At 64.0% G+C, this 20,432-nt stretch carries 19 protein-coding genes; 10 read left to right on the plus strand and 9 right to left on the minus strand.

What is annotated here, in order from left to right:
- Positions 1 to 42: 42 nt before the first annotated feature.
- The 3 genes from K3163_RS13035 to K3163_RS13045 form a co-directional block, all read right to left on the minus strand.
- Positions 43 to 1,431 carry a mechanosensitive ion channel family protein gene (locus K3163_RS13035; protein ID WP_221554503.1) on the minus strand — a complete coding sequence of 463 codons (1,389 nt, stop codon included), beginning with the start codon at positions 1,429 to 1,431 and terminating at the stop codon, positions 43 to 45.
- Positions 1,428 to 2,774 (minus strand): TldD/PmbA family protein, encoded by a 1,347-nt coding sequence (locus K3163_RS13040; protein WP_221554504.1) that lies wholly within the window; start codon positions 2,772 to 2,774, stop codon positions 1,428 to 1,430. Before K3163_RS13040 ends, K3163_RS13035 begins: the two co-directional genes overlap by 4 nt.
- 67 nt (positions 2,775 to 2,841) lie before the next feature.
- On the minus strand, positions 2,842 to 3,210 hold the full coding sequence (locus K3163_RS13045) for a hypothetical protein (protein ID WP_221554505.1): 369 nt from the start codon (positions 3,208 to 3,210) through the stop codon (positions 2,842 to 2,844).
- Between the two features lie 177 nt (positions 3,211 to 3,387).
- On the opposite strand from K3163_RS13045, the gene lptB reads away from it, so the two are divergent.
- From lptB to K3163_RS13065, 4 genes are all read left to right on the plus strand, one after another.
- On the plus strand, positions 3,388 to 4,173 hold the full coding sequence (gene lptB, locus K3163_RS13050) for an LPS export ABC transporter ATP-binding protein (RefSeq protein ID WP_221554506.1): 786 nt from the start codon (positions 3,388 to 3,390) through the stop codon (positions 4,171 to 4,173).
- 27 nt (positions 4,174 to 4,200) lie between these two features.
- Positions 4,201 to 5,655, plus strand: a complete 1,455-nt coding sequence (gene rpoN, locus K3163_RS13055; protein WP_221427487.1) for an RNA polymerase factor sigma-54 — start codon at positions 4,201 to 4,203, stop codon at positions 5,653 to 5,655.
- A gap of 144 nt (positions 5,656 to 5,799) precedes the next feature.
- Positions 5,800 to 6,495, plus strand: coding sequence for a response regulator transcription factor CtrA (gene ctrA, locus K3163_RS13060; RefSeq protein WP_090477376.1), 696 nt, complete (start codon positions 5,800 to 5,802; stop codon positions 6,493 to 6,495).
- A 240-nt stretch (positions 6,496 to 6,735) separates the two neighbouring features.
- Positions 6,736 to 7,164 (plus strand): response regulator, encoded by a 429-nt coding sequence (locus K3163_RS13065; RefSeq protein WP_221427486.1) that lies wholly within the window; start codon positions 6,736 to 6,738, stop codon positions 7,162 to 7,164.
- A 10-nt stretch (positions 7,165 to 7,174) separates the two neighbouring features.
- Here K3163_RS13065 and K3163_RS13070 read toward each other — a convergent pair whose 3' ends face one another.
- Complete coding sequence (locus K3163_RS13070; RefSeq protein ID WP_221554507.1) at positions 7,175 to 8,398, minus strand: mechanosensitive ion channel family protein; 1,224 nt, start codon at positions 8,396 to 8,398, stop codon at positions 7,175 to 7,177.
- Between the two features lie 103 nt (positions 8,399 to 8,501).
- Between K3163_RS13070 and trmB the strand changes: the two genes are divergently transcribed.
- On the plus strand, positions 8,502 to 9,203 hold the full coding sequence (trmB, locus tag K3163_RS13075; RefSeq protein WP_221554508.1) for a tRNA (guanine(46)-N(7))-methyltransferase TrmB: 702 nt from the start codon (positions 8,502 to 8,504) through the stop codon (positions 9,201 to 9,203).
- 6 nt (positions 9,204 to 9,209) lie between these two features.
- On the opposite strand, the gene K3163_RS13080 is transcribed toward trmB, so the two are convergent.
- Positions 9,210 to 10,349, minus strand: a complete 1,140-nt coding sequence (locus K3163_RS13080) for an aminotransferase class V-fold PLP-dependent enzyme (RefSeq protein WP_221554509.1) — start codon at positions 10,347 to 10,349, stop codon at positions 9,210 to 9,212.
- Between the two features lie 101 nt (positions 10,350 to 10,450).
- Between K3163_RS13080 and K3163_RS13085 the strand changes: the two genes are divergently transcribed.
- Together K3163_RS13085 and K3163_RS13090 are read left to right on the plus strand one after the other, a co-directional pair.
- Complete coding sequence (locus K3163_RS13085) at positions 10,451 to 11,818, plus strand: NAD-dependent succinate-semialdehyde dehydrogenase (RefSeq protein ID WP_221554510.1); 1,368 nt, start codon at positions 10,451 to 10,453, stop codon at positions 11,816 to 11,818.
- A 12-nt stretch (positions 11,819 to 11,830) separates the two neighbouring features.
- The gene (locus K3163_RS13090; RefSeq protein WP_221554511.1) at positions 11,831 to 12,478 is read left to right on the plus strand and encodes an SDR family NAD(P)-dependent oxidoreductase; all 648 of its coding nucleotides are present in this window, start codon (positions 11,831 to 11,833) and stop codon (positions 12,476 to 12,478) included.
- A gap of 12 nt (positions 12,479 to 12,490) precedes the next feature.
- Here K3163_RS13090 and K3163_RS13095 read toward each other — a convergent pair whose 3' ends face one another.
- Complete coding sequence (locus K3163_RS13095) at positions 12,491 to 13,096, minus strand: outer membrane protein (protein WP_221554512.1); 606 nt, start codon at positions 13,094 to 13,096, stop codon at positions 12,491 to 12,493.
- A 115-nt stretch (positions 13,097 to 13,211) separates the two neighbouring features.
- Entirely contained in the window at positions 13,212 to 15,476 is a 2,265-nt protein-coding gene (locus K3163_RS13100; RefSeq protein WP_221427479.1) for an NADP-dependent malic enzyme, read from the minus strand.
- A 113-nt stretch (positions 15,477 to 15,589) separates the two neighbouring features.
- On the opposite strand from K3163_RS13100, the gene mutS reads away from it, so the two are divergent.
- From mutS to K3163_RS13115, 3 genes are read left to right on the plus strand one after another with little or no spacing between them, the layout of a single operon-like run.
- Entirely contained in the window at positions 15,590 to 18,208 is a 2,619-nt protein-coding gene (gene mutS, locus K3163_RS13105) for a DNA mismatch repair protein MutS (protein ID WP_221554513.1), read from the plus strand.
- A 35-nt stretch (positions 18,209 to 18,243) separates the two neighbouring features.
- Positions 18,244 to 18,663 (plus strand): hypothetical protein, encoded by a 420-nt coding sequence (locus tag K3163_RS13110; RefSeq protein ID WP_221554514.1) that lies wholly within the window; start codon positions 18,244 to 18,246, stop codon positions 18,661 to 18,663.
- A 41-nt stretch (positions 18,664 to 18,704) separates the two neighbouring features.
- Positions 18,705 to 19,115 carry a YidH family protein gene (locus K3163_RS13115; protein WP_221427476.1) on the plus strand — a complete coding sequence of 137 codons (411 nt, stop codon included), beginning with the start codon at positions 18,705 to 18,707 and terminating at the stop codon, positions 19,113 to 19,115.
- Here K3163_RS13115 and K3163_RS13120 read toward each other — a convergent pair whose 3' ends face one another.
- Positions 19,116 to 19,463 carry a hypothetical protein gene (locus tag K3163_RS13120; RefSeq protein ID WP_221554515.1) on the minus strand — a complete coding sequence of 116 codons (348 nt, stop codon included), beginning with the start codon at positions 19,461 to 19,463 and terminating at the stop codon, positions 19,116 to 19,118. It abuts the gene before it with no gap.
- Positions 19,464 to 19,510: 47 nt separating this feature from the next.
- The gene (locus tag K3163_RS13125) at positions 19,511 to 20,383 is read right to left on the minus strand and encodes a 3-hydroxyacyl-CoA dehydrogenase NAD-binding domain-containing protein (RefSeq protein ID WP_221554516.1); all 873 of its coding nucleotides are present in this window, start codon (positions 20,381 to 20,383) and stop codon (positions 19,511 to 19,513) included.
- Positions 20,384 to 20,432: the final 49 nt, after the last annotated feature.

Here is a 20,432-nt window from a genome sequence, read left to right on the forward strand (position 1 = left end):
CGGAGGGGCGCTGAAAGGCGCCCCTTCTTTTTGGCGGTGCGCCTATTCGACGGGCCGCGACGGATCGAGCAGGTCCTTGTCCTGCTCTCCGCCGCTTTCGCGCCGCTCCCGCTCCACCATGTCCGCGATCTCGTTGACCGGCCGGACGTCCTCGTCGGTTTCGGTGACCGTGATCTGCTGGACGGTCTTTTTCGGCGGAGCCTTCGTCTCGGCTTCCGGAGAAGCACCCGCGCCTTGCTGGAAAGGGATGCTCGCGCTGCGCGGATCGAAGCGCAGGCGGTATATCGGTTCGGGCAGACCGAAGCCTGCGTCCTCGAGCGCTTCCTTCACGGCCGGGATCGCCTGGCTCTGCGCCTTCCACCAGTCTGTCTTTTCCTGGTCGATCCAGCCGAGGAATCGGATCACGACATTCGAATCGCCCACTTCCATGATCCGCGCTTCGGGTGCCGGATCGTCGAGCACGAAATCGAGCGCGGCGAGCGTGTCCCGGCCCAGCTGGCGCGCGGCGCGGGCATCGTCATCGGCATCCACCCCAAGGTCGAATTCAAACCGGCGCTGCGGGTTGCGGGTGTAATTCGTGATGACCGCGCGAAACACCTGGCCGTTGGGAATGCGCAGGTGATTGCCATCGAGCGTCATCAACACGGTCGCCCTGCTGGTGAGGCGGATGACGCGGCCTTCGAGGTCGTCGATCCTCACCCAGTCGTTTGCCCGGAAAGGCTGGCGCAGGCTGAGCATCAGCGAAGCGAGGTAGTTCTCGATCGTCTCGCGCAGTGCGAAACCGAGCGCGAGGCCGATCACACCCGCGCCGCCCAGCACTGCGCCCAGCAGCGCTCCGGCTCCGAGAATGTCGAGCGCGACGACGAGGCCGCCGACCACGAAAACAAAGCGAATGGCGCTGGCGATCAGCTCTGCGAGGAACCCGTTGGGCGCGACCTTTTCCCAGAACCAGGACCATCCCGCGATCAGGTATCCGATGATCGAAATGACCGCCCAGATGCCGAGCGCGAGGGCGATCAGCGGTAGCATGTCGACGAAACTGTTCACCCGGTCGGCCAGGCTGCCGATACCGGATCCGTCACCCGAGATCGAAAGGTCGCGCTCAAGGTCGTTCTCGACCGTGACGACGCCGGAGACACGTGCCGCAATGGCCTCGGCGCGCGCCACGGCTTGCTGGTCGGGAACGGTGCCCGACAGGGTCACCACTCCCTGTCTGACATCGATCGTCACGTCCTCGAATGCGGGAAGCTCGGAGAAGATGCCCCTTATGCGTTCGGCGATTCGCTCGTCGGCGCCTTCGTCCTGCGTATCCTCGATCGTCTGGACCGGGGCTTCGACCTCGGCGGGTGCTTCGGTCTCGGGCGTGGTCGGCAGCAGCGCTGCAGCAGGTGTCGCCGCCAGGAGAAGAAGGCTGGCGAGCAGTCGCTTCATTCGCCGGCCACCGTCATGCCGTCGATACGGACCGTCGGCACATTGACCGAACGGATCATCTCGAGATCGTTTGCCGGAGTGAGTGCGCGGAACATGTCCTTGAGATTGCCAGCTATCGTGATTTCCGCAAGCGGTTCGGCGATCTGGCCGTTCCGGATACGGAAACCCGTTGCACCGCGGCTGTAGTCACCCGTGACCATGTTGACCCCCTGGCCGAAGAGCGAGGTGACATAGAGACCGTCCTCGATATCGGACATCAGCTGCTCGGGACTGACGCTGCCCGCAGGCAAGTGGAGATTGCTGGTGCTGATCCCCGGCGCCCCGCCGCCGCCGCGGCCGGCATGGCCCGTCAGTGCAAGGCCGAGCTGGCTGGCCGACGCCACATTGGTCAGCCAGCCGGTCAGCCTGCCCCCCTCGATGATCTTGCGCGGCGTGCAGGCGACGCCTTCGCCATCGAAGGGGCGCGAACGCAGGCCGCGCTTGCGATGCGGCTCCTCGATGATGTCGATGCCGCCATCGAACAGCTGGTCGTCCTCGTGACCGAGCATGAAACTGGATTTGCGCGCAATCGCCGGTCCGCCGATCGCGCCGATCAGGTGGCCGATAAGTCCGCCTCCGATACGCGGGTCGAAGACGACCGGGAATTTCTCGCTCGGCATCGACTTGGGATCGAGTTTTGCGACTGTCCGCTCGCCAGCTTCTCGCCCGATCTCGGCGGCCGACGGCAGGTCTGCGAGAAAGCGTGCACCGCGCTGCGCGTAGTCGGTCTGCATGTCGCCGCCTTCGCCTGCGACCATGCTGGCCGAAAGCGAGAAGCCGGTCCCCTCGTACCCGCGCGCGAAACCGGTCGACGTGGCGAGCGCGACCACCGATCGGTCGGCGCTGACGCCGGCGCCATTGCTGTTCGTGACACCTTCCACCGCCCTCGCGGCATCTTCAGTCGCGAGCGCCATCTCGCGCAGCGTCTCGGGACCGGGTTCGGCGGGATCGGCAAGCTCGAGCTCGGGCATGTCGCCGGTGAAATGACGATCTTCCGGTGCAAGGCCTGCGTATTCGTCCTCGGGCGCGTGGCGGGCCATCTCGACCGCCCGTTCGGCAAGCGCCTTCAACCCCTCGGGTGCAAAGTCGCTGGTGTGGATCGACGCCGAGCGCATGCCGACAAATACCCTGAGGCCGATTTCCTCGCTCTCGGAACGCTCGACCGCTTCGAGATCGCCGAGCCGCACACTGACCGATTCCGAAGAGTTCGCGCGCGCAACGGCGTCGGCCGCATCGGCACCCATCCGCTGGGCCAGCGCGACGAGGTCCTGGCAGCGCGCCAGAGCAGTTTCATGATCAATCATCTGGGGTCACAACTCCGAATACCGGTCTTGGGGTCCGGCTAGGGAGGTGCGGCGTGTGGTGCAAGCCTCAGGCAGTTGCGGCGAAGATTGCCTTCAGGATTCCGGTCAGGACGAAGGGCAGTCCGATGGCCAGCGCCCAGAGAAGGAACTGGTCGCGGCGAAAAGCGGGGCGCAGGTCCTCGTCGGCCGCCTCGGCATCGGACAAGTCCTTCCAACGCTTTTCGAACCAGCGGCATGCCGGGATGATGGCTGCAACGAGGATGACGAGGGCGAAATAGGGAAGCGTCGAGGAAACGCCTTCCTTCAGGGCATTGACGGTCACGAAAATCTGGAGGCCGGTATAGACAATGAGAGCCGTTGCCACATTGTCACTCATCGCCTTGCGCCAGTCGCGCCGATGCTCGTGTTCGTGGCTGTTCTCGATTGCCTTGCCCATTCTCAGTCTCCCCAGACTTCCTAGCGACTCCGATAGTTTCAAAAATGTTGCGGTCTGGCAAGCGCCGTTGCGCAGATTGCGCCGCTTTGACCCGTTCATGCACGAATCTTGCCAATTCGTCGATTTGGGTGGCCTACGGGGGTTTTCCTGCAGGTTCTCCATGCTATGGCCCTGCGCATGGCCGAAGATCTCCTGAGCGCTGACAACGATGCCGTACACGACGCAGCCCCGCCTATTCCGCAGGGCGGGCTGGAAGTGATCTCTATCGCCAAGAGCTACGACAAGCGGCAGGTCCTGACCGATATCTCGCTCACTGTCGGCAAAGGCGAGGTGCTCGGCTTGCTCGGGCCGAACGGTGCCGGCAAGACCACCTGCTTCTATTCGATCATGGGCCTCGTGCGCCCCGATGCCGGCCGTATCCTGATGGACGGCGAGGATGTCACCAACCTGCCCATGTATCGCCGCGCGATCCTCGGCCTCGGCTATCTGCCGCAGGAAACGAGCATCTTCCGCGGCATGACGGTCGAGCAGAACATCAACTGCGTGCTCGAAATGGTCGAGCCGGATCCTGACACGCGCGCCGCCGAACTCGACCGGCTGCTCGACGAATTCGGTCTTACCCGCCTGCGCGAAAGCCCCGCCATGGCGCTTTCGGGTGGTGAGCGCCGCCGCGCCGAAATCGCGCGAGCCCTCGCCGCGAAGCCCTCGATCATGCTGCTCGACGAGCCTTTCGCCGGGATCGACCCGCTTTCGATCAGCGACATTCGCGACCTCGTGAAGGACTTGAAGACGCGCGGCATCGGCGTCCTTATCACCGACCACAACGTGCGCGAGACTCTCGAAATCGTCGACCGCGCCTGCATCATCTATGGCGGGCAGGTCCTGTTCGCTGGCACACCCGAAGCGCTGGTCGCCGACGAGAACGTGAAGCGTCTCTACCTCGGCGAGAATTTCACGCTGTGATGACTGCGCGCGCCTGGAGTTAGTTCGATGGCGCTCGGTCCGAGGCTAGACCTACGGCAAACGCAATCGCTGGTGATGACGCCGCAGCTCCAGCAGGCGATCAAGCTGCTGGCGCTGTCCAATCTCGAGATCGAGACCTTCGTGGCCGATGCGCTCGAGAGCAATCCGCTGCTCGAGATCGGAGAGGTCCGACACGAAAAGGGCGAGGATACAGGCGAGTCGCAGCCATCGGAGCACGAGGCGACCCCCGATTTCGACGGCGAGTCCGCGCTCGATATCGCCGAATATGCCCGCACCACCGACGCCGCTCCCGGCGACAGCGGCGACTGGGCGCAGACACCGGGCAGCGGCGGCGCGATCGATGGCCTGCCCGACCTCGAGAACCGATCCAGCGACGGGCCGAGCCTCGCAGAACACCTGTCCGATCAGATCGGCGCCCTGTCCTATTCTCCAGGCGAGGCGATCATTGCCAACCGTATCGTCCACGAGCTCGACGAGGCAGGCTATCTCCATACTTCCCTGCGCGACCTTGCCGACGACCTCGGCGCGCCGCTGGTCGAAGTCGAGGATGCACTCGAACTGGTCCAGTCGCTCGACCCGACCGGTGTCGGTGCGCGTTCCTTGCAGGAGTGCCTCAAGCTGCAGGCCAAGGAGGCCGACCGCTACGATCCGTGCATGGCGCGGCTCATAGAGAACCTCGACCTCCTCGCGAGCGGCGACATCGCGCGCCTCCGGCGGCTGTGCGAAGTCGACGAGGAAGATTTCGCCGACATGCTCGCCGAGCTGAGGGGGTACGATCCCAAGCCGGGGTGCCGCTATGGCGGCGAGAGCGAGGCGGCGATCGTGCCGGATGTCCTCGTTTCGCCTTCCGATGGTGGCGGCTGGCAGATCCGCATCAACGAAGCGAGCCTGCCCCGCCTCGTGGTCAACCGCGAGTATTACGTCGAGCTGGAAGCGGGGGCGCGCGACAAGGCCTCACGTGCCTGGCTGAACGAACAGCTGGGCGAGGCCGACTGGCTGATCCGTGCGCTGGACCAGCGCCAGAAGACGATTCTCAAGACTGCGAGCGAGATCGTTACGCTGCAGGAAGGTTTCTTCCGCGAGGGCGTTTCGGCAATGCGCCCGCTCACACTGCGCGAAGTGGCCGAGAAGATCGAGATGCACGAATCGACGGTCAGCCGCGTCACCAGCAATAAATATCTCTCCTGCCCGCGCGGGACCTTCGAAATGAAGTATTTCTTCTCCAGCGGGGTTGCGGCAGCGGGCGGTGAAGGCGCGAGCAGCGAGGCGATCAAGGCGCGCATCAGGTCCCTGTGCGATGCGGAGGACCCCAAGAAAGTCCTGTCCGACCAGAAACTTGCCGATCTCCTTAACGAGGAGGGCTTCGACCTCGCTCGCAGGACGGTGGCAAAATATCGCGAGGCGATCGGCATCGGATCGAGCGCGCAAAGGCGCCGCGAGAAGAAGCTACGTAACATTTGATGCAGTGACTGGTGCAGCCCGACAACAGTCGAAAAAGTTAACGGCTTTTACCTCACGTTAACCTTTTCCATTCACACCCATATTGGTTAACGAAGACAAAGCCCCTCATCGGGGCCGGGGAAACAGGGCTAGGGGGACTAACCCATGCGTGTACTGCTGATCGAAGACGAACCGACAACCGCCAAGGCGATCGAGCTCATGCTCACGACCGAAGGCTTCAATGTCTACTCGACCGACCTGGGCGAAGAGGGCCTCGATCTGGGCAAGCTGTATGATTACGATATCATCCTGCTCGATCTGAACCTTCCGGACATGCATGGCTACGACGTGCTCAAGAAGCTCCGCGTCGCCAAGGTCCAGACGCCGGTTCTCATCCTCTCTGGCATCGCCGAAATGGATTCGAAGATCCGCAGCTTCGGCTTCGGCGCCGACGATTACGTCACCAAACCGTTCCACCGCGAAGAACTCATCGCTCGCATCCACGCCGTGGTGCGCCGCTCGAAGGGCCACAGCCAGTCGATCATCCGCACCGGCAAGCTTGCCGTGAACCTCGATGCGAAGACCGTCGAAGTCGACGGTGCCCGCGTCCACCTGACCGGCAAGGAATATGCCATGCTGGAGCTGCTGTCGCTCCGCAAGGGCACCACGCTGACCAAGGAAATGTTCCTGAACCACCTTTATGGCGGCATGGACGAGCCCGAACTCAAGATTATCGACGTCTTCATCTGCAAGCTGCGCAAGAAGCTCAGCCATGCTTGTGGCGGCGAGAACTACATCGAAACCGTTTGGGGCCGTGGATATGTTCTGCGCGATCCGAACGAAGAGGCAGAAGCCGCCTGAATTACTTGACCGTCTAGTTGACGGGAGGAAGCTCCGGCGGCCGAAAGGCCCCGGAGCTTTGTATTTATAGTGGAAGTGTTTCTTATGTTATTTGGTCTGGGAACGATTTCTGCTACGTAACATTACGTAATTTAAACGCATCTTGCGTTTAGATAGTCCGTCTCATCAGGGGGAGTTTTGGTCGAGCGCAAGGGGGCTGCGCTTGCGATTTGTTTGCCGGCAACGGCGGAGGGTTTCGCAATGGTAGCTTCAATTCAACCGAAGGTGGCGATCGTCGAGGACGACGAGATTCTTGCCTTCATGCTCGATGAAACTTGCAAATCGGCAGGTTGCAACGTTGTCGGGCGCGCGGCCAATGCTGCCGACGCGATCAAGCTGTTGCGCGATGCCCCGCCCGATTTCCTGATCCTCGATTTCGCTCTCGACGGCGACCACGACGGTCTCGAACTGCTCGAGGCGGTCAAGCGCTCGAGCCCCGACATGTTCACGATCCTCGTCACCGGCTGGGACATCAACGACATCGCCGCGCGGCTCGATGGCATCCAGCCCGATCGTATCCTGCGCAAGCCCGTGATGCCGCACGTCCTGACGAACCTCATCGAAACGAGCTTCGCAGCCCGGCAGGACAGGCGGGATCCCGGCGAACTCGAGACCGTCACCAGGCACTAGGCCATTGTGGTCAGCCCGCCGGCAGTGACTTCATCGCCGCTGCAAGGTCGAGCCCGCTCGGCTGCTGGTAGATTCGCAGGCCGAATTCCGGCAGGATTGCGAGCATGTGGTCGAAGATGTCGGCCTGGATGGCTTCGTATTCGTCCCAGTTCACGGTGTTGGTGAAGCAGTAGATCTCGAGCGGCAGGCCCTGCGGCCCCGGCGGAAGCTGGCGGACAAGCAGGGTAAAGCCCTCGCCCGCAATGCGCGGGTGGCTCTTGAGATAGGCGATCACATAGGCGCGCAGCGTTCCGAGATTGGTAATCCGCCGCGCATTGATCTCGTCGCAATCGCTGGAAAGTTCGTGCCGGTTCCACTCGGCGATCTCCTGCTCCTTGCGGTCGAGGTAGTCGTGAAGCAGGCGGAATCGCTTGAGACCCTCCACTTCCTCTTCGGTCAGGAAGCGGGCCGAATTCTGGTCGAGCACGAGGCTGCGCTTGATCCGCCGCCCGCCGCTCTCGCTCATCCCGCGCCAGTTGCGGTAGCTGTCCGCGATCAGCCTGTGCGTCGGGATCGTCGTGATGGTCTTGTCGAAATTCTGGACCTTCACCGTGTGCAGCGCGATGTCGATGACATCGCCATCGGCATTCATGCTCGGCATCTCGATCCAGTCGCCCACGCGCAGCATGTCGTTGCTGGTGAGCTGGACGCTGGCGACGAGGCTGAGGATGGTGTCCTTGAACACCAGCAGGAGCACCGCGGCCATCGCGCCGAGGCCCGATAGAAGCAACAGCGGCGACTGTTCGATCAGCACCGCGATCATCAGGATCGCTGCGCCGAAGAAGATCGCGATCTTGAGGACCTGCACGTAGCCCTTGATCGGGCGGCTTCGCGCTTCGGGGCGCCGCGAGTAGAGTTCGTTGACGTAGTTCAGCGCCCAGTTGATCCCCATGGCCACCGACAGGACGATCAGCGACCGCGCGACATTGACGGTGACGGTCACCACCTCTTCGGGGAGGTTGGGTACTGCCTGGATGCCGCGCGATACGATCAGCAGCGGGATGACCGTTGCCAGCCAGGCAGCGGCCTTGTCGGCCGTCTTGCTGCGCGTATCGAGATAGGGCTCGGCAAAGCGCAGCAGCACCCGCTTGATGAGCCAGTTCACCGCCAGCGCGACGAGCGCCAGCCCCGTCAGCGCAATCAGCGACTGGAGCCATAGGGCGAGTTCGAAATAGTCGTTCACGAGATCATTCATGTCGCGGGGGCGAGTAGCGAAACTGCCCCTCCCGCCTCAACCCCCGAATTGACCGAGCCGACAAGCTGGACAAGCCCCGCTGCCATCGCCTAGCGGGCTGCGCATGTCAGCATTCAAGGAAGGCGATCCGACCACGCTCAACCGGCTCTATGGCCGCAGCCAGGGCAAGCCCTTGCGCGCGGCCCAGCAGGAGCTGGTCGACAAGCTGTTGCCGCAGATCGCGGTACCGGCGGAAGGGCCCGTCACGTCAGAGGCGCTGTTCGGCTTCGACAGGCCGCTGCACTTCGAGATCGGCTTCGGTGCGGGTGAGCATCTTGCCTATCGGGCGGACCTGCTGCCCGACCATGGCTTCATCGGTGCAGAGCCCTTCCTCAACGGTGTCGCGCAGGCGCTGACCCATGTGCGCGACGGCGGGCTCGCCAATGTCCGTATCCACCACGGAGATGCGCTCGATGCGCTCGCCCGCGTGCCCGACGGCGCGCTGACAATGCTCTACCTGCTCCATCCCGATCCCTGGCCCAAGAACAAGCACGCCAAGCGCCGCATGATGAACGACGGGCCGGTGCGCATGATCGCAGACAAGCTCAAGCCCGGCGGCGAATTCCGCTTCGGCACCGATCATCCGGTCTATCTGCGTCACGCGCTGATGGTCATGCGCCGCTTCACCGACGAATTCGAATGGGTGATCGAAGACCGGCACAGCTGGGAAAACCGCCCCTCGGGCTGGTGCGAAACGCGCTACGAGCACAAGGCGCGCAACACGTATGGCCACGAGGTCTGGTACTTCCGCTTCCGCCGGAAATAACCGCAATCAGAGCATTTCGCGCAAGGTCTCGAGCAGCGCGTCGGTGTCTTCGGGCGTGTTGTAGAGATGGGGTGTGACGCGCAGCGACTGGCCGCGCAGCGACACGAAGACCTTCCGTGCCGCCAGCTTCTCCGTGAGCCCCTCGGGCACGCCCTCGGGAAAACCGAGAGAGAGGAAATGCGGCGCGCGGACGCCTATCGGCGCCGAAGTCAGCCCGAGCTTCTCCGCTTCCACCGCAATACGCGTGGTCGCCTTGCCCAACTCTTGAGCGATCGCCTCGATGCCGAACTCGAGCAGGAAATCGAACGCGGCAATCGCGCCGTTCAGAAGCGGCGGGTTCGATCGTTCGCCGAAGTCGAAGCGCCGGGCGCCGGGCTGGTAGTCGTCGCGGTAGTCGACAAGCCGGGTGAAATCCTCCGACCCTCCACGGTTGATCCAGTTCTGCTCGAGCGGCTCGCCCTCGTGGTGGCGCTGATCGACGTAGAGCATGCCGATCCCGTATGGCCCCATCAGCCACTTGTAGCAGGCAGCGACAGCGAAATCGGGTCTCACCGCCTCGAAGTCGAGCGGCAGGGCGCCGAGCGACTGGGTAAGGTCGAGCACGAGGGCCGCCCCTACTGCGCGGCACTTCTGCCCCACCCTTTCTAGGTCGACGATCCGCCCGTCGGCCCAGTGGCAATGCGGGAGCGCGGCAATCGCGGTGTCCTCGTCGATCGCTTCGAGGACTGCCTCGGTCCAGCACGCTTCGCTCCCGCGCGAGACGGCCACCACCCGCGCGCCGCGCTCTTGGGCAAGCGAGCGCCATGTGTAGACGTTGGAAGGAAACTGGTCGGAAAGCGTGACGATCGTCTGACCGGCCTTCACAGGCAGGTTGCGCGCAGCAACGGCGAGCCCGTAGCTGGCCGAGGGGACGATCGCGATGTGGTCGGCGCAAGTTCCGGCAAGCTCTCCGGCCCTGTCGCGGAAGGCCTCGCTCGCGATGAAGAAATCCTGCGGCCTGTAGGTCCATGGCGAGCGCTTCAGCATCGCGCCGTCGACCATCGCTTTCGACACGCTGTCCGAAAGCGGCGCCATGTAGGCGCAGTTCAAATAGTGGATGTCGGGAGGAATCGCGAAGCGGTGTCGCTGGTTCGGAATGGCATCCATTGAGCAAGACTAGCCCGACAGCTCGCCGATTGCGAGACATAGGTGCGGAACGCGCCCGCCCCGTGCCCATTGATGGTGCAAGAGACACGAAGGAACACGTTTTGATCACGACCACCAATCCCGCGACCGGCGAGACGATCGCCACTTACGAAACGCTCGACGAGAACGGGATCGACGCGAAGCTCGAGACTGCGACCCGTACCTATCGCGACTGGCGCACCACCTCGCTGGACCAGCGCACCACGCTGCTCCATGCGCTGGGCGACCTCTACGAGGAAAAGAAGGAAGAGCTCGCCCGCCTCGCGGTCACAGAGATGGGCAAGCCGATCACGCAGGCACGTAGCGAGGTCGAGAAATGCGCAAGCTTGCTGCACTATTATGCCGACAAGGGCCCGCCGATGCTCGAATCGAAATTCTGGGACCTTTCCGATGGCGGCCGGGCAGAGGCGCGCTGGCTTCCGCAGGGGCCGGTGCTGGCCGTGATGCCGTGGAATTTCCCATACTGGCAGGTCATCCGCTTCCTCGCGCCGACGATCCTTGCCGGCAATGTCGGTGTCCTCAAGCATGCCAGCATTGTGCAGGGCGTGGCTCAGAGGATGGAAGAGTTGGTGCTTGAGGCAGGCGGGCCCGAAGGCCTGTTCCAGAACCTGTGCGTCTCCTCCGATCCGATCGGCAAGGTGATCGACGACCCGCGTATTGTCGCGGCGACGCTGACCGGCAGCGAGGGCGCGGGCAGCGCCGTGGCCGAGCGTGCTGGCAAGAACCTGAAGAAGGTCGTGCTCGAGCTGGGCGGCACCGATCCCTTCATCGTCATGCCCTCGGCAGACATGGACCAGGCGGTGAAGGACGCGGTGTTCGCGCGTATCCAGAACAACGGCCAGTCCTGCATCTGCGGCAAGCGGACCATCGTCCATGCCGCCATCTACGACGACTTCGCCGACAGGTTCATCGCGGCGCTCAAGGATGTGAAGCTGGGCGACCCGATGGAGGACGATACCGAGCTCGGCCCGCTTTCGAGCGAAGGCCAGCGCGACACCGTGCTCGACCAGGTCGAGAAAGCGAAGGAAGAGGGCTGCACGCTGGTGTTCGGGGGCGAGAAGATCGACCGGCCCGGCGCGTGGATGACCGCTGGTCTTCTCACCGATGTCCCGCTCGCCAGCGAAACGGGGACCGACGAGATCTTCGGGCCCGTCGGACAGCTCTACAAGGCCAAGGACATCGACGAGGCGACGACCATCGCCAATGCGATCCCCTACGGCCTCGGATCGGCGGTCTGGACCAATGACGAAGACGAGAAGGAACACTTCGCCAATGTCATCGAGGCAGGCATGACCACTTTCAACGCGGTCAACGGCTCCAGGATCGAGGCACCATTCGGCGGCATCAAGCGCTCTGGCCACGGGCGCGAACTGGCCGAGTTCGGCCTCCATGAATTCATGAACCTCAAGACGCTGGTCCACCCGGCCTAGGAGATTTTCGAAATGAGCAAGCACGTACTCATCGTCGGCGCATCGCGCGGCATCGGCCTCGGCCTTGCAAAGGAGTTCAAGGAGCGCGGCTGGGACGTCACGGGAACCGAGCGCTCGCAAAGCGAAGAACTTCATTCACTCGATGAAGTGGCTGTCGCGACCCTCGACGTGACCGATCCCTCGACCTTCTCGGTCGATGGCGAATTCGACGCCGTGATCGTCAACGCCGGCATCACCGGCGCAGGGCACCAGTCGAGCGAGCAGGCGACGTCCGAGGAAGTGGCCGAGGTGATGATGACCAACGCTTTCGGCCCCGCGCATCTCGGCAAGAAGCTGCTGCCGCAGATCAAGCAGGGCGGCTCGCTGTCCTTCATGAGCTCGCTCATGGGCTCGATCGAGGACAGCTCGGGTGGTTACGAGCTCTACCGCACCAGCAAGACCGCGCAGAACATGCTTGCGAAGGGCATTGCCGAACAGGATGCGAAGCAACGCGACATCGCCGTGCTCTCGCTTCATCCCGGCTGGGTGCAGACCGACATGGGTGGCCCGAATGCGCACATCACCGTCGAGGAAAGCGCAAAGGGCCTCGCCGATGTCGTCGAGAATGCGAGCGGTGGCTACGCATATGTCGACTACACCGGCAAGGCCCTGCCGTTCTAGGAAGCCCGGCGCTTAGAAGCGCAGGCCGATGCCGGCGACGATCTGGTCGGTCGTCGCTTCACCCTGGTCGATGTCGGCCAGGTCGTTGTACTGCGAGCGGCGGTACTCGAGGCGTGCCTCGAGAGCCGAGGGCAGCTCGATCTGGATGCCAGCGCCGTAACGGATGCCGTCGGTGTTCTCCTCGAGATCCGAAAGCGAGCCGCTGGAGGTAAAGGCGGTCGTGTCGAGCGAGGTGTAGCCCACCTTGCCGTAGGCCGCGATGCCCGGGGTCAGCGCAAACCCGGCGCGCGCACCGAGATAGTACTGGCCATTGGTTTCGAGGCCTTCGCGGGCACCGGCGAAGCTGCCGGGAAAGCTCGTCGAGCCGTCGCTGGTCGAAAGCTCGCCCTCGATACCGACGAATGCACCGCCAAGGCCGAGGTCGTAGCCTGCGTTGATGCCGTAGACGGCGCTGTCGGCGGTCGCCGTGGCGGTGCCATCGGCCGACTCCACGTCGACGCCCTCATAGCCGCCGAGCGCGCCGATGAAGAACCCGCTCGGAGCCTCGTTGTCGTCCGCCATGGCGGGGGTGGCGACAAAGCCGGCGCCGATGACTGCAAGTGCGAAAAACTTCTTCATTTTCTTATCCTTTCACATGCGATCCCTTGCACGTGAAGGATGCTGAAGCGCCCGCGCACTTGCACAAAGATGAACGGCTCGGCGGGCCGCGCCGATTGGGCGACGAACCGCCTCCTCAGCCCACCACGCCGGCGCTTGCGAGCACGGCGAGCGTCAGCACGTCGGGCGCAATCGCGGTCATCGGTGCGATCTGGACCGGCTTTTCCATCCCGACCATCATCGGGCCGATCGTGGTCTCGCCGCCCAGCTCGCGTAGCAGCTTGGCCGAAAGGTTGGCGGACTGGAGGCCCGGCATGATCAGCACGTTGGCGGGACCCGAGAGGCGGTTGAACGGATAAAGCTCCATCACCTTCGGGTTGAGCGCCGCATCGGGCGCCATTTCGCCTTCATATTCGAAGTTCACGCCCTCGTCCGCGTCGAGCAGTGCCACCGCATCGCGAATGTTGCCCAGCCACTGGCCCGAAGGATTCCCGAAGGTCGAGTAGGACAGGAAAGCGACGCGCGGCTCATGGCCCATGCGCCGGGCGACAGCCGCAGTCTCGCGCGCGATATGCGCCAGCTCGGCGGCGCTCGGACGCTCGTTGATCGTCGTATCGGCGAGGAAGGTGGTGTGGTTCTTGCCCACCATCATGTGAATGCCGAAAGGCGTTGCGCCGGGCTTCGGATCGAGCACGCGGCCGACTTCGCGGGCGGTCTGCGCGAATGTGCGGGTCAGGCCCGAGATCATCGCCTCGCCATGGCCGAGAGCGACCAGCAGCGCAGCGAAGACGTTGCGCTCCTGGTTGACCATGCGGCCAACGTCGCGCTCGGTATAGCCGCGGCGCTGCAGGCGCTTGTAGAGATAGTCGACCATTGCCGGGACCTTGTCCGACACGGCCGAATTCTCGATGATCCAGTCGTCGGGATCGTCCACGGCCAGCTCGACCAGCTTCTCGCGGACTTTCTCGGTACGGCCGACGAGGATCGGCTCGCCATAGCCATAGTCGCGGAACTGGATGGCGGCGCGCAGCACCACGTCCTCTTCCGCTTCGGCGAAGACGACCCGCTTCGGGTTTGCCTTGGCCTGTTCGTAGATATTGGTGAGCGCACCGGTGGTCGGGTTGAGCCTGACCTTGAGCGCGTGGCGGTAGGCCTCGAAATCCTCGATCGGGGCCTGTGCGACACCCGAATCCATCGCCGCCTGCGCAACTGCCGACGACACGACTTCCATCAGGCGCGGATCGAAGGGCGCAGGGATGATGTAATCCTCGCCGAACTGGTGGCTCACGCCATAGGCGGCGGCCACTTCTTCGGGCACGCGTTCGCGGGCGAGCTCGGCGATGGCCTGCGCAGCGGCGATCTTCATTTCCTCGTTGATCGAGGTCGCCTGCACGTCCAGCGCGCCGCGGAAGATGAAGGGGAAGCCAAGCACGTTGTTGACCTGGTTCGGATAGTCCGATCGGCCGGTGGCGATGATCGCATCGGGGCGCACGGCCTTGGCCTCTTCGGGCATGATCTCGGGCACGGGGTTGGCCATGGCGAAGATGATCGGCTTGTCGGCCATCTTCTCGACCCACTCGGGCTTGAGCGCTCCAGCCGCAGACAGGCCGAGGAAGACGTCAGCGCCCTCGAGCGCTTCTTCGAGGCTGCGGTGCGGCGTCTCGACCGCATGCGCGCTCTTCCACTGGTCGACATTCTCGCGGCCGGGATAGATCGGTCCGGCACGGTCGCACACGATCACGTTTTCGTGGCGCACGCCCATCGCCTTGATCAGCGCGGTGCAGGCCAGGGCCGATGCACCGGCGCCGTTCACGACCATCTTCACCTTGTCGAGATCGCGGCCGGTCAGGTGGCAGGCGTTGATCAGGCCGGCAGCGGAGATGATCGCGGTACCGTGCTGGTCGTCATGCATCACCGGGATATTCATCTTCTCGCGCAGCGCCTGCTCGATGATGAAGCATTCGGGTGCGGCGATGTCTTCGAGGTTGATGCCGCCGAAGCTCGGTTCCATCAGCGCAACGGCGTTGATGAAGGCCTCCGGGTCCTCGGTGTCGAGTTCGAGGTCGATCGAATCGACATCGGCGAAGCGCTTGAACAGGACAGCCTTGCCTTCCATCACAGGCTTCGAGGCCAGCGCACCAAGATTGCCGAGGCCGAGGATCGCCGTACCGTTCGAAATCACCGCAACGAGATTCGAACGCGCGGTGTAGCGCGCCGCGTCCTGCGGGTTTTCGGCAATGGCCTCGACCGGCGCTGCGACGCCCGGCGAATAGGCCAGCGCGAGGTCGCGCTGCGTCGCCATGGGCTTCGAGGCGATGATCTCGATCTTACCCGGGCGGATAGTCTCGTGGTAGAACAGCGCCTCGCGCGCGGTGAAACCGGTCTGCTTTTCTTCGGCCATCTTGGTCCTCTGATTGGTCGGCCAAGCCCCTAAGGATATTTTTCGCCAAGTCATAGGGGAAAGGCGCCTTGCCCGACTCCCGAATCGTCAGGCGGGCCGCTACGGCAAGGCGCATGGCCGCTAAACCCACCCCGATGATGGAGCAGTATCTCGCGCTCAAGCGCGAGGCAGGCGACGCCCTGCTCTTCTACCGGATGGGAGACTTCTTCGAGCTGTTCTTCGATGATGCGAAGGTTGCCAGCCAGGTGCTCGATATCGCGCTGACCACGCGCGGCGAGCATGGCGGCGAGCCTGTACCGATGTGCGGCGTGCCGGTCCATTCGGCAGAGGGCTACCTTGCAAGGCTCATCAAGGGCGGCTGCCGCGTTGCCATCGCCGAGCAGACCGAGACGCCCGACGAGGCCAGGGAACGCGCCAAGCGCGAAGGCAAGCCGGTATCAAAGGCGCTGGTGGCTCGCGACATCGTGCGTTTCGTTACAGCGGGCACGCTCACCGAAGAGGCTCTGCTCGAACCGCGGCGTGCGAACCTGCTGGTGGCGATCGCTCCAGTCCGCGACGGCGTAGGCATTGCCGCCTGCGACATCTCGACCGGTCGCATGAGCCTCGAGGATTGCGAGCCCGACCGGCTCGATGCGGCACTGGCGCGCCTCGGCGCGAGCGAGGTCGTGGCACCAGACGATTGGGACGATGGCGCTTCGGACGTCATAACCCGCCCGCGCCACGATTTCCGCAGCGACGATGGCGAGGCACGGCTCAAGGCCATCCATGGCCTCGCGACGCTGGACGGACTTGGCGATTTCTCGCGTCCGATGCTGGCCGCTGCTGCCGGATTAATCTCCTATCTCGACCATGCTGGACGCGGGAAGCTCCCGTTCCTCCTCCCTCCGGGCGCGCGCGGCAGCGGTGCGCATCTCGCGATGGACGCCGCAACGCGTTCGAGCCTCGAAATCCTGACCGCACAGAATGGCGGACGCGAAGGCAGCCTGATTGCCTGCGTCGATCGCTGCGCGACGGGTGCGGGCGCACGCCAGCTCGCAGAGGACCTGTCGGCACCTCTGGCAGACCGCGCCGGTATCGAGGCGCGGCTTGCGAGCGTGCAGCATTTCCACTCCGATCCGCTCCTGCGTGCAGACCTCCGCGCGATCCTGCGGCAGGCACCCGACATCGGTCGCGCCTTGGGCCGCCTGGTCGCGGGACGCGGCAGTCCGCGCGATCTCGGCCAGATCCGCGATGGCCTGTCGGAGGCAAGCCGCGTGCGCGACATGCTGGCGGCGAGTGCGGACCTGCCGCCGCTGCTCAGCGATGCCTCGCAGGCGCTCGGCGGGCATGCCGCCCTCGTCGACCATCTCGCGCGGGCGCTGGTCGCTTCGCCGCCCACCGAGCGCAGCCAGGGCGGCTTTATCGCACCGGAATACGACCATTCACTCGACGCGCTGCGCGAGACCTCCGGCAATGCGCGAAAGGCCATCGCCGCGCTCGAGGCGAAGTACCGCGAAGACACCGAAACAGCGTCGCTCAAGATCAAGCACAACAAGGTCCTCGGCTATTTCATCGAAGTGCCCGCCAAGCATGGCGACAAGCTCATGGCGCCCGACAGCGGCTTCACCCACCGCCAGACGATGGCGGGCGCGGTGCGCTTCAACTCCATCGGCCTCCACGAGGAAGCCAGCCGCATTGCCGAAGCCGGAGCCCATGCTCTGGCAGCCGAGGAAGCCCATTTCGAGGAACTGGTCGGCGAAGTCGTTGCCGCGCGCGAAGCGATCGCTGCGACTGCCGCAGCGCTCGCCCGGATCGACGTCGCCGCCGCGCTGGCCGAGCGTGCCGTCGAAGGCGACTGGACGCGCCCCGAAATATCCGACGAGCCCTGCCTCGATGTGACAGGCGGACGGCATCCCGTGGTCGAGCAGGCGCTCGCCAAGACGGGCGAACGTTTCGTCGCCAACGACTGCTCGCTCGGCCCGGACGATCGCCTCTGGCTCATCGGCGGTCCGAACATGGGCGGTAAATCGACTTTCCTGCGCCAGAACGCGCTGATCATGCTGCTGGCGCAGGCGGGCAGCTTCGTACCTGCCTCCTCGGCCCGCATCGGCATCGCCGACAGGCTCTTCAGCCGCGTGGGCGCATCGGACAATCTTGCGCGCGGGCGTTCGACCTTCATGGTCGAGATGGTCGAGACTGCAGCGATCCTCAGCCAGGCGACCGAGCGCAGCTTCGTCATCCTCGACGAGGTAGGGCGTGGCACCTCTACCTATGACGGCATGGCGCTCGCCTGGGCGGTGGTCGAGGCGGTGCACGAGCAGCTCGGCTGCCGGTGCCTCTTCGCAACCCATTATCACGAGCTTTCGCGCCTCGCCGACACGTGCGATGCTCTCAGCCTCCATCATGTTCGGGCGCGCGAATGGAAGGGCGATCTCGTCCTCTTGCACGAGCTGGCAAAGGGCGCGGCGGACCGCAGCTACGGCCTCTCGGTCGCCAAGCTTGCCGGCGTGCCGCAGCCCGTCATCAAGCGCGCCAAGGCAGTGCTCGACAAGCTGGAAAAAGGGCGGGCAGAAACCGGCGGGCTTGCCGCTGGCCTCGGCGACTTGCCGCTGTTCGCGGTCACTGCGCAGGCCGAGGAAGAACAGTGCGACGCGCTACGCGATGCGCTCGAAGCGCTCGACGTGGATTCACTCTCGCCGCGCGAAGCGCTCGACGAGCTCTACCGGCTCAAAGCCGAGGCGGCGAAAAGCTGAAATTAACCCTTTCCCGCTAAGCGGGAGGAATGTCCTTGCGCGCGACATTTGTCGGACTTTTCCTGATCACCGGCCTTTGTGCCGCGATGCTCTATGGCGTTTCGACCTATTTCGGCCGCGACGCCAATATGCGCAGCGCCGAAATTGCGTTTCATGAAAAGCACGGCACCAAGGCCCTGCCTGCCGGACGCCCGATGGAATCGGTCGATTCTGCCCCGCGCCGGACTGCTGCAGCGCGCACCGATACTTCTAGCGATCTCGACGCGTGGTACGGCGAAACGGCAGATGACGGCGGTTCTGTCACGCCCGACACCGGCCCTGCCGCAGCGGGCACGGATCTCGATTCATGGTATGCCGCAGCGGGCTCGAATGACGGCCCTGCAGACACAACGCCGCCCGACAACAGCTATCTCGTGAACGATACCGAGCCCTTCGTAACCACCGACCCCCTATAGGACTGTCGGAACCCTCGCGGCGCTCACCCGCTTGGACAATCATGGCACAGGACGATCCGCCGAAAGGCAAGGACAAGAGCACAGAGTGGGCGGAGTTCCGCACCGACCTCGCCGAGGACCGCAACATCATGGCGATGGAGCGGACATTTGCGGGATGGATGCGCACCGCCTTCGCCGCAATCGGCATCGGATTGGGCTTTCGAGCCGTATTCGGTGAATTCGAGCCGCCGTGGCTCGCAAAGGCCATCGCGACGATGTTCATCGTCGGCGGAGCCTGGCTGGCGGTGACGGCGGAGCGGCGTGCCTGCAAAACGCTGCAGAGGCTCGACCCGCACGAGTTCGAGGCTATCCCTACCCCCAACTTCAAGATCATGGCCTATGCCGTAGCCACAGGCGCCGCGATCCTTACCGCGGGCCTCTGGATACTCAACGATGGCGATATTGGCGGCTGATCAGTCATTCTCGTTCGGAAGGTCGGGATCGACTTCGTTCTTCTTCCCGTACTTGCCCTCGTTGTCATCATGGTTGGGTTCGCCGCGATAGGCGTCCATGTCGATCCTGCCCGAGCTTTCCATGTCACGCATGTGATCGATGGTGTCCTGGGTGGAATCGCCCATGAGACCGGACGAGTTGTTGCTCTTGCCGCTTTCCGTGGGCGAACGAGTCTCGGTTGTCAGCTGTTCTGCCTGCTGTGCAACTTCCTGCGCCTGGCTGCGATGGTCGTCCTGCTCGTCATTATGCGTTTCGGGCGCGAGGCCCGACTGGCGCATTTCCTGACTCTCTACCTTGCGTTCGGTCATGCAAATTCTCCTTTGCACAACCAACGGGCGGCAGGGGCAGCTAGTTCCTATCGCGTGGGCGCGGGGACCTCGCCCGAATAGTCGTAGAAGCCGCGGCCGGTCTTGCGACCGAGCCAGCCGGCTTCGACATATTTCACCAGCAGCGGCGCGGGCCGATACTTGGTGTCGCGGGTTGTCTTGTAGAGCACCATCAGGATGTCGAGGCAGGTGTCGAGCCCGACGAAGTCGGCCAGCTGAAGCGGCCCCATCGGGTGGTTGAGCCCGAGACGGCAGCCCTTGTCGATATCCTCGATGCCCGCAGTCGACTGGCCGAGCACGAAGACGGCCTCGTTGATCATCGGCAGCAGGATGCGGTTGACGACGAAGCCCGGCTCGTCCTGGCTGAGCACGACTTCCTTGCCGAGACTTTCGGCAAAGCTCTTGGTGCGCGCGGTTGTCTCGTCGCTCGTCGCGAGGCCCGGGATCACTTCGATCAGGCCCATGACAGGCACGGGATTGAAGAAGTGCAGGCCGATGAAGCGCGCCGGGTCGGGCGAATAGTTCGCCATGCGGGTGATCGGGATCGAGCTGGTGTTCGAGGCCATCACGGCATGCGCGCCGAGCTTCTCTCCGGCCTTCTCGAAGATGACCTTCTTGATCTCTTCTTTCTCGGTCGCAGCCTCGATAATGAAGTCTGCCTCGGTCATGCGATCGTAGTCGCCCACCGGGGTGATCCGCTTCATCGCGGCTTCCGCGTCGGCGATCTCGATCTTGCCGCGGCCGACCAGCTTGCCGAGCGCCTTGTCGATACCGGCGACCGATTTCTCGGCCACGTCGAGGCTGACGTCGGCCAGCAGCACGTCCATCCCGTGCTGGGCGATCGTCTGCGCGATACCCGAGCCCATCTGGCCAGCGCCGATAATGGCGATCGTCTTGCTCATCGAGAAATCCCTTCGCATGTGCAGCAAAGCGCGCGGTCTAGCGAGGGGA

Origin of the sequence: Qipengyuania xiapuensis (genome assembly GCF_019711395.1) — a bacterium.
GTDB lineage: Bacteria > Pseudomonadota > Alphaproteobacteria > Sphingomonadales > Sphingomonadaceae > Qipengyuania > Qipengyuania xiapuensis.

Bases quoted from the DNA above. Each gene is read 5' to 3' on its own strand.
- K3163_RS13035 (WP_221554503.1), bottom strand. From the start codon at position 1,431: ATGAAGCGACTGCTCGCCAGCCTTCTTCTCCTGGCGGCGACACCTGCT.
- mutS (WP_221554513.1), top strand. From the start codon at position 15,590: ATGGCCGCTAAACCCACCCCGATGATGGAGCAGTATCTCGCGCTCAAG.
- rpoN (WP_221427487.1), top strand. From the start codon at position 4,201: ATGGCGCTCGGTCCGAGGCTAGACCTACGGCAAACGCAATCGCTGGTG.
- ctrA (WP_090477376.1), top strand. From the start codon at position 5,800: ATGCGTGTACTGCTGATCGAAGACGAACCGACAACCGCCAAGGCGATC.
- K3163_RS13040 (WP_221554504.1), bottom strand. From the start codon at position 2,774: ATGATTGATCATGAAACTGCTCTGGCGCGCTGCCAGGACCTCGTCGCG.
- K3163_RS13095 (WP_221554512.1), bottom strand. From the start codon at position 13,096: ATGAAGAAGTTTTTCGCACTTGCAGTCATCGGCGCCGGCTTTGTCGCC.
- K3163_RS13100 (WP_221427479.1), bottom strand. From the start codon at position 15,476: ATGGCCGAAGAAAAGCAGACCGGTTTCACCGCGCGCGAGGCGCTGTTC.
- K3163_RS13120 (WP_221554515.1), bottom strand. From the start codon at position 19,463: ATGACCGAACGCAAGGTAGAGAGTCAGGAAATGCGCCAGTCGGGCCTC.
- lptB (WP_221554506.1), top strand. From the start codon at position 3,388: ATGGCCGAAGATCTCCTGAGCGCTGACAACGATGCCGTACACGACGCA.
- K3163_RS13080 (WP_221554509.1), bottom strand. From the start codon at position 10,349: ATGGATGCCATTCCGAACCAGCGACACCGCTTCGCGATTCCTCCCGAC.
- K3163_RS13070 (WP_221554507.1), bottom strand. From the start codon at position 8,398: ATGAATGATCTCGTGAACGACTATTTCGAACTCGCCCTATGGCTCCAG.
- trmB (WP_221554508.1), top strand. From the start codon at position 8,502: ATGTCAGCATTCAAGGAAGGCGATCCGACCACGCTCAACCGGCTCTAT.
- K3163_RS13065 (WP_221427486.1), top strand. From the start codon at position 6,736: ATGGTAGCTTCAATTCAACCGAAGGTGGCGATCGTCGAGGACGACGAG.
- K3163_RS13045 (WP_221554505.1), bottom strand. From the start codon at position 3,210: ATGGGCAAGGCAATCGAGAACAGCCACGAACACGAGCATCGGCGCGAC.
- K3163_RS13090 (WP_221554511.1), top strand. From the start codon at position 11,831: ATGAGCAAGCACGTACTCATCGTCGGCGCATCGCGCGGCATCGGCCTC.
- K3163_RS13125 (WP_221554516.1), bottom strand. From the start codon at position 20,383: ATGAGCAAGACGATCGCCATTATCGGCGCTGGCCAGATGGGCTCGGGT.
- K3163_RS13115 (WP_221427476.1), top strand. From the start codon at position 18,705: ATGGCACAGGACGATCCGCCGAAAGGCAAGGACAAGAGCACAGAGTGG.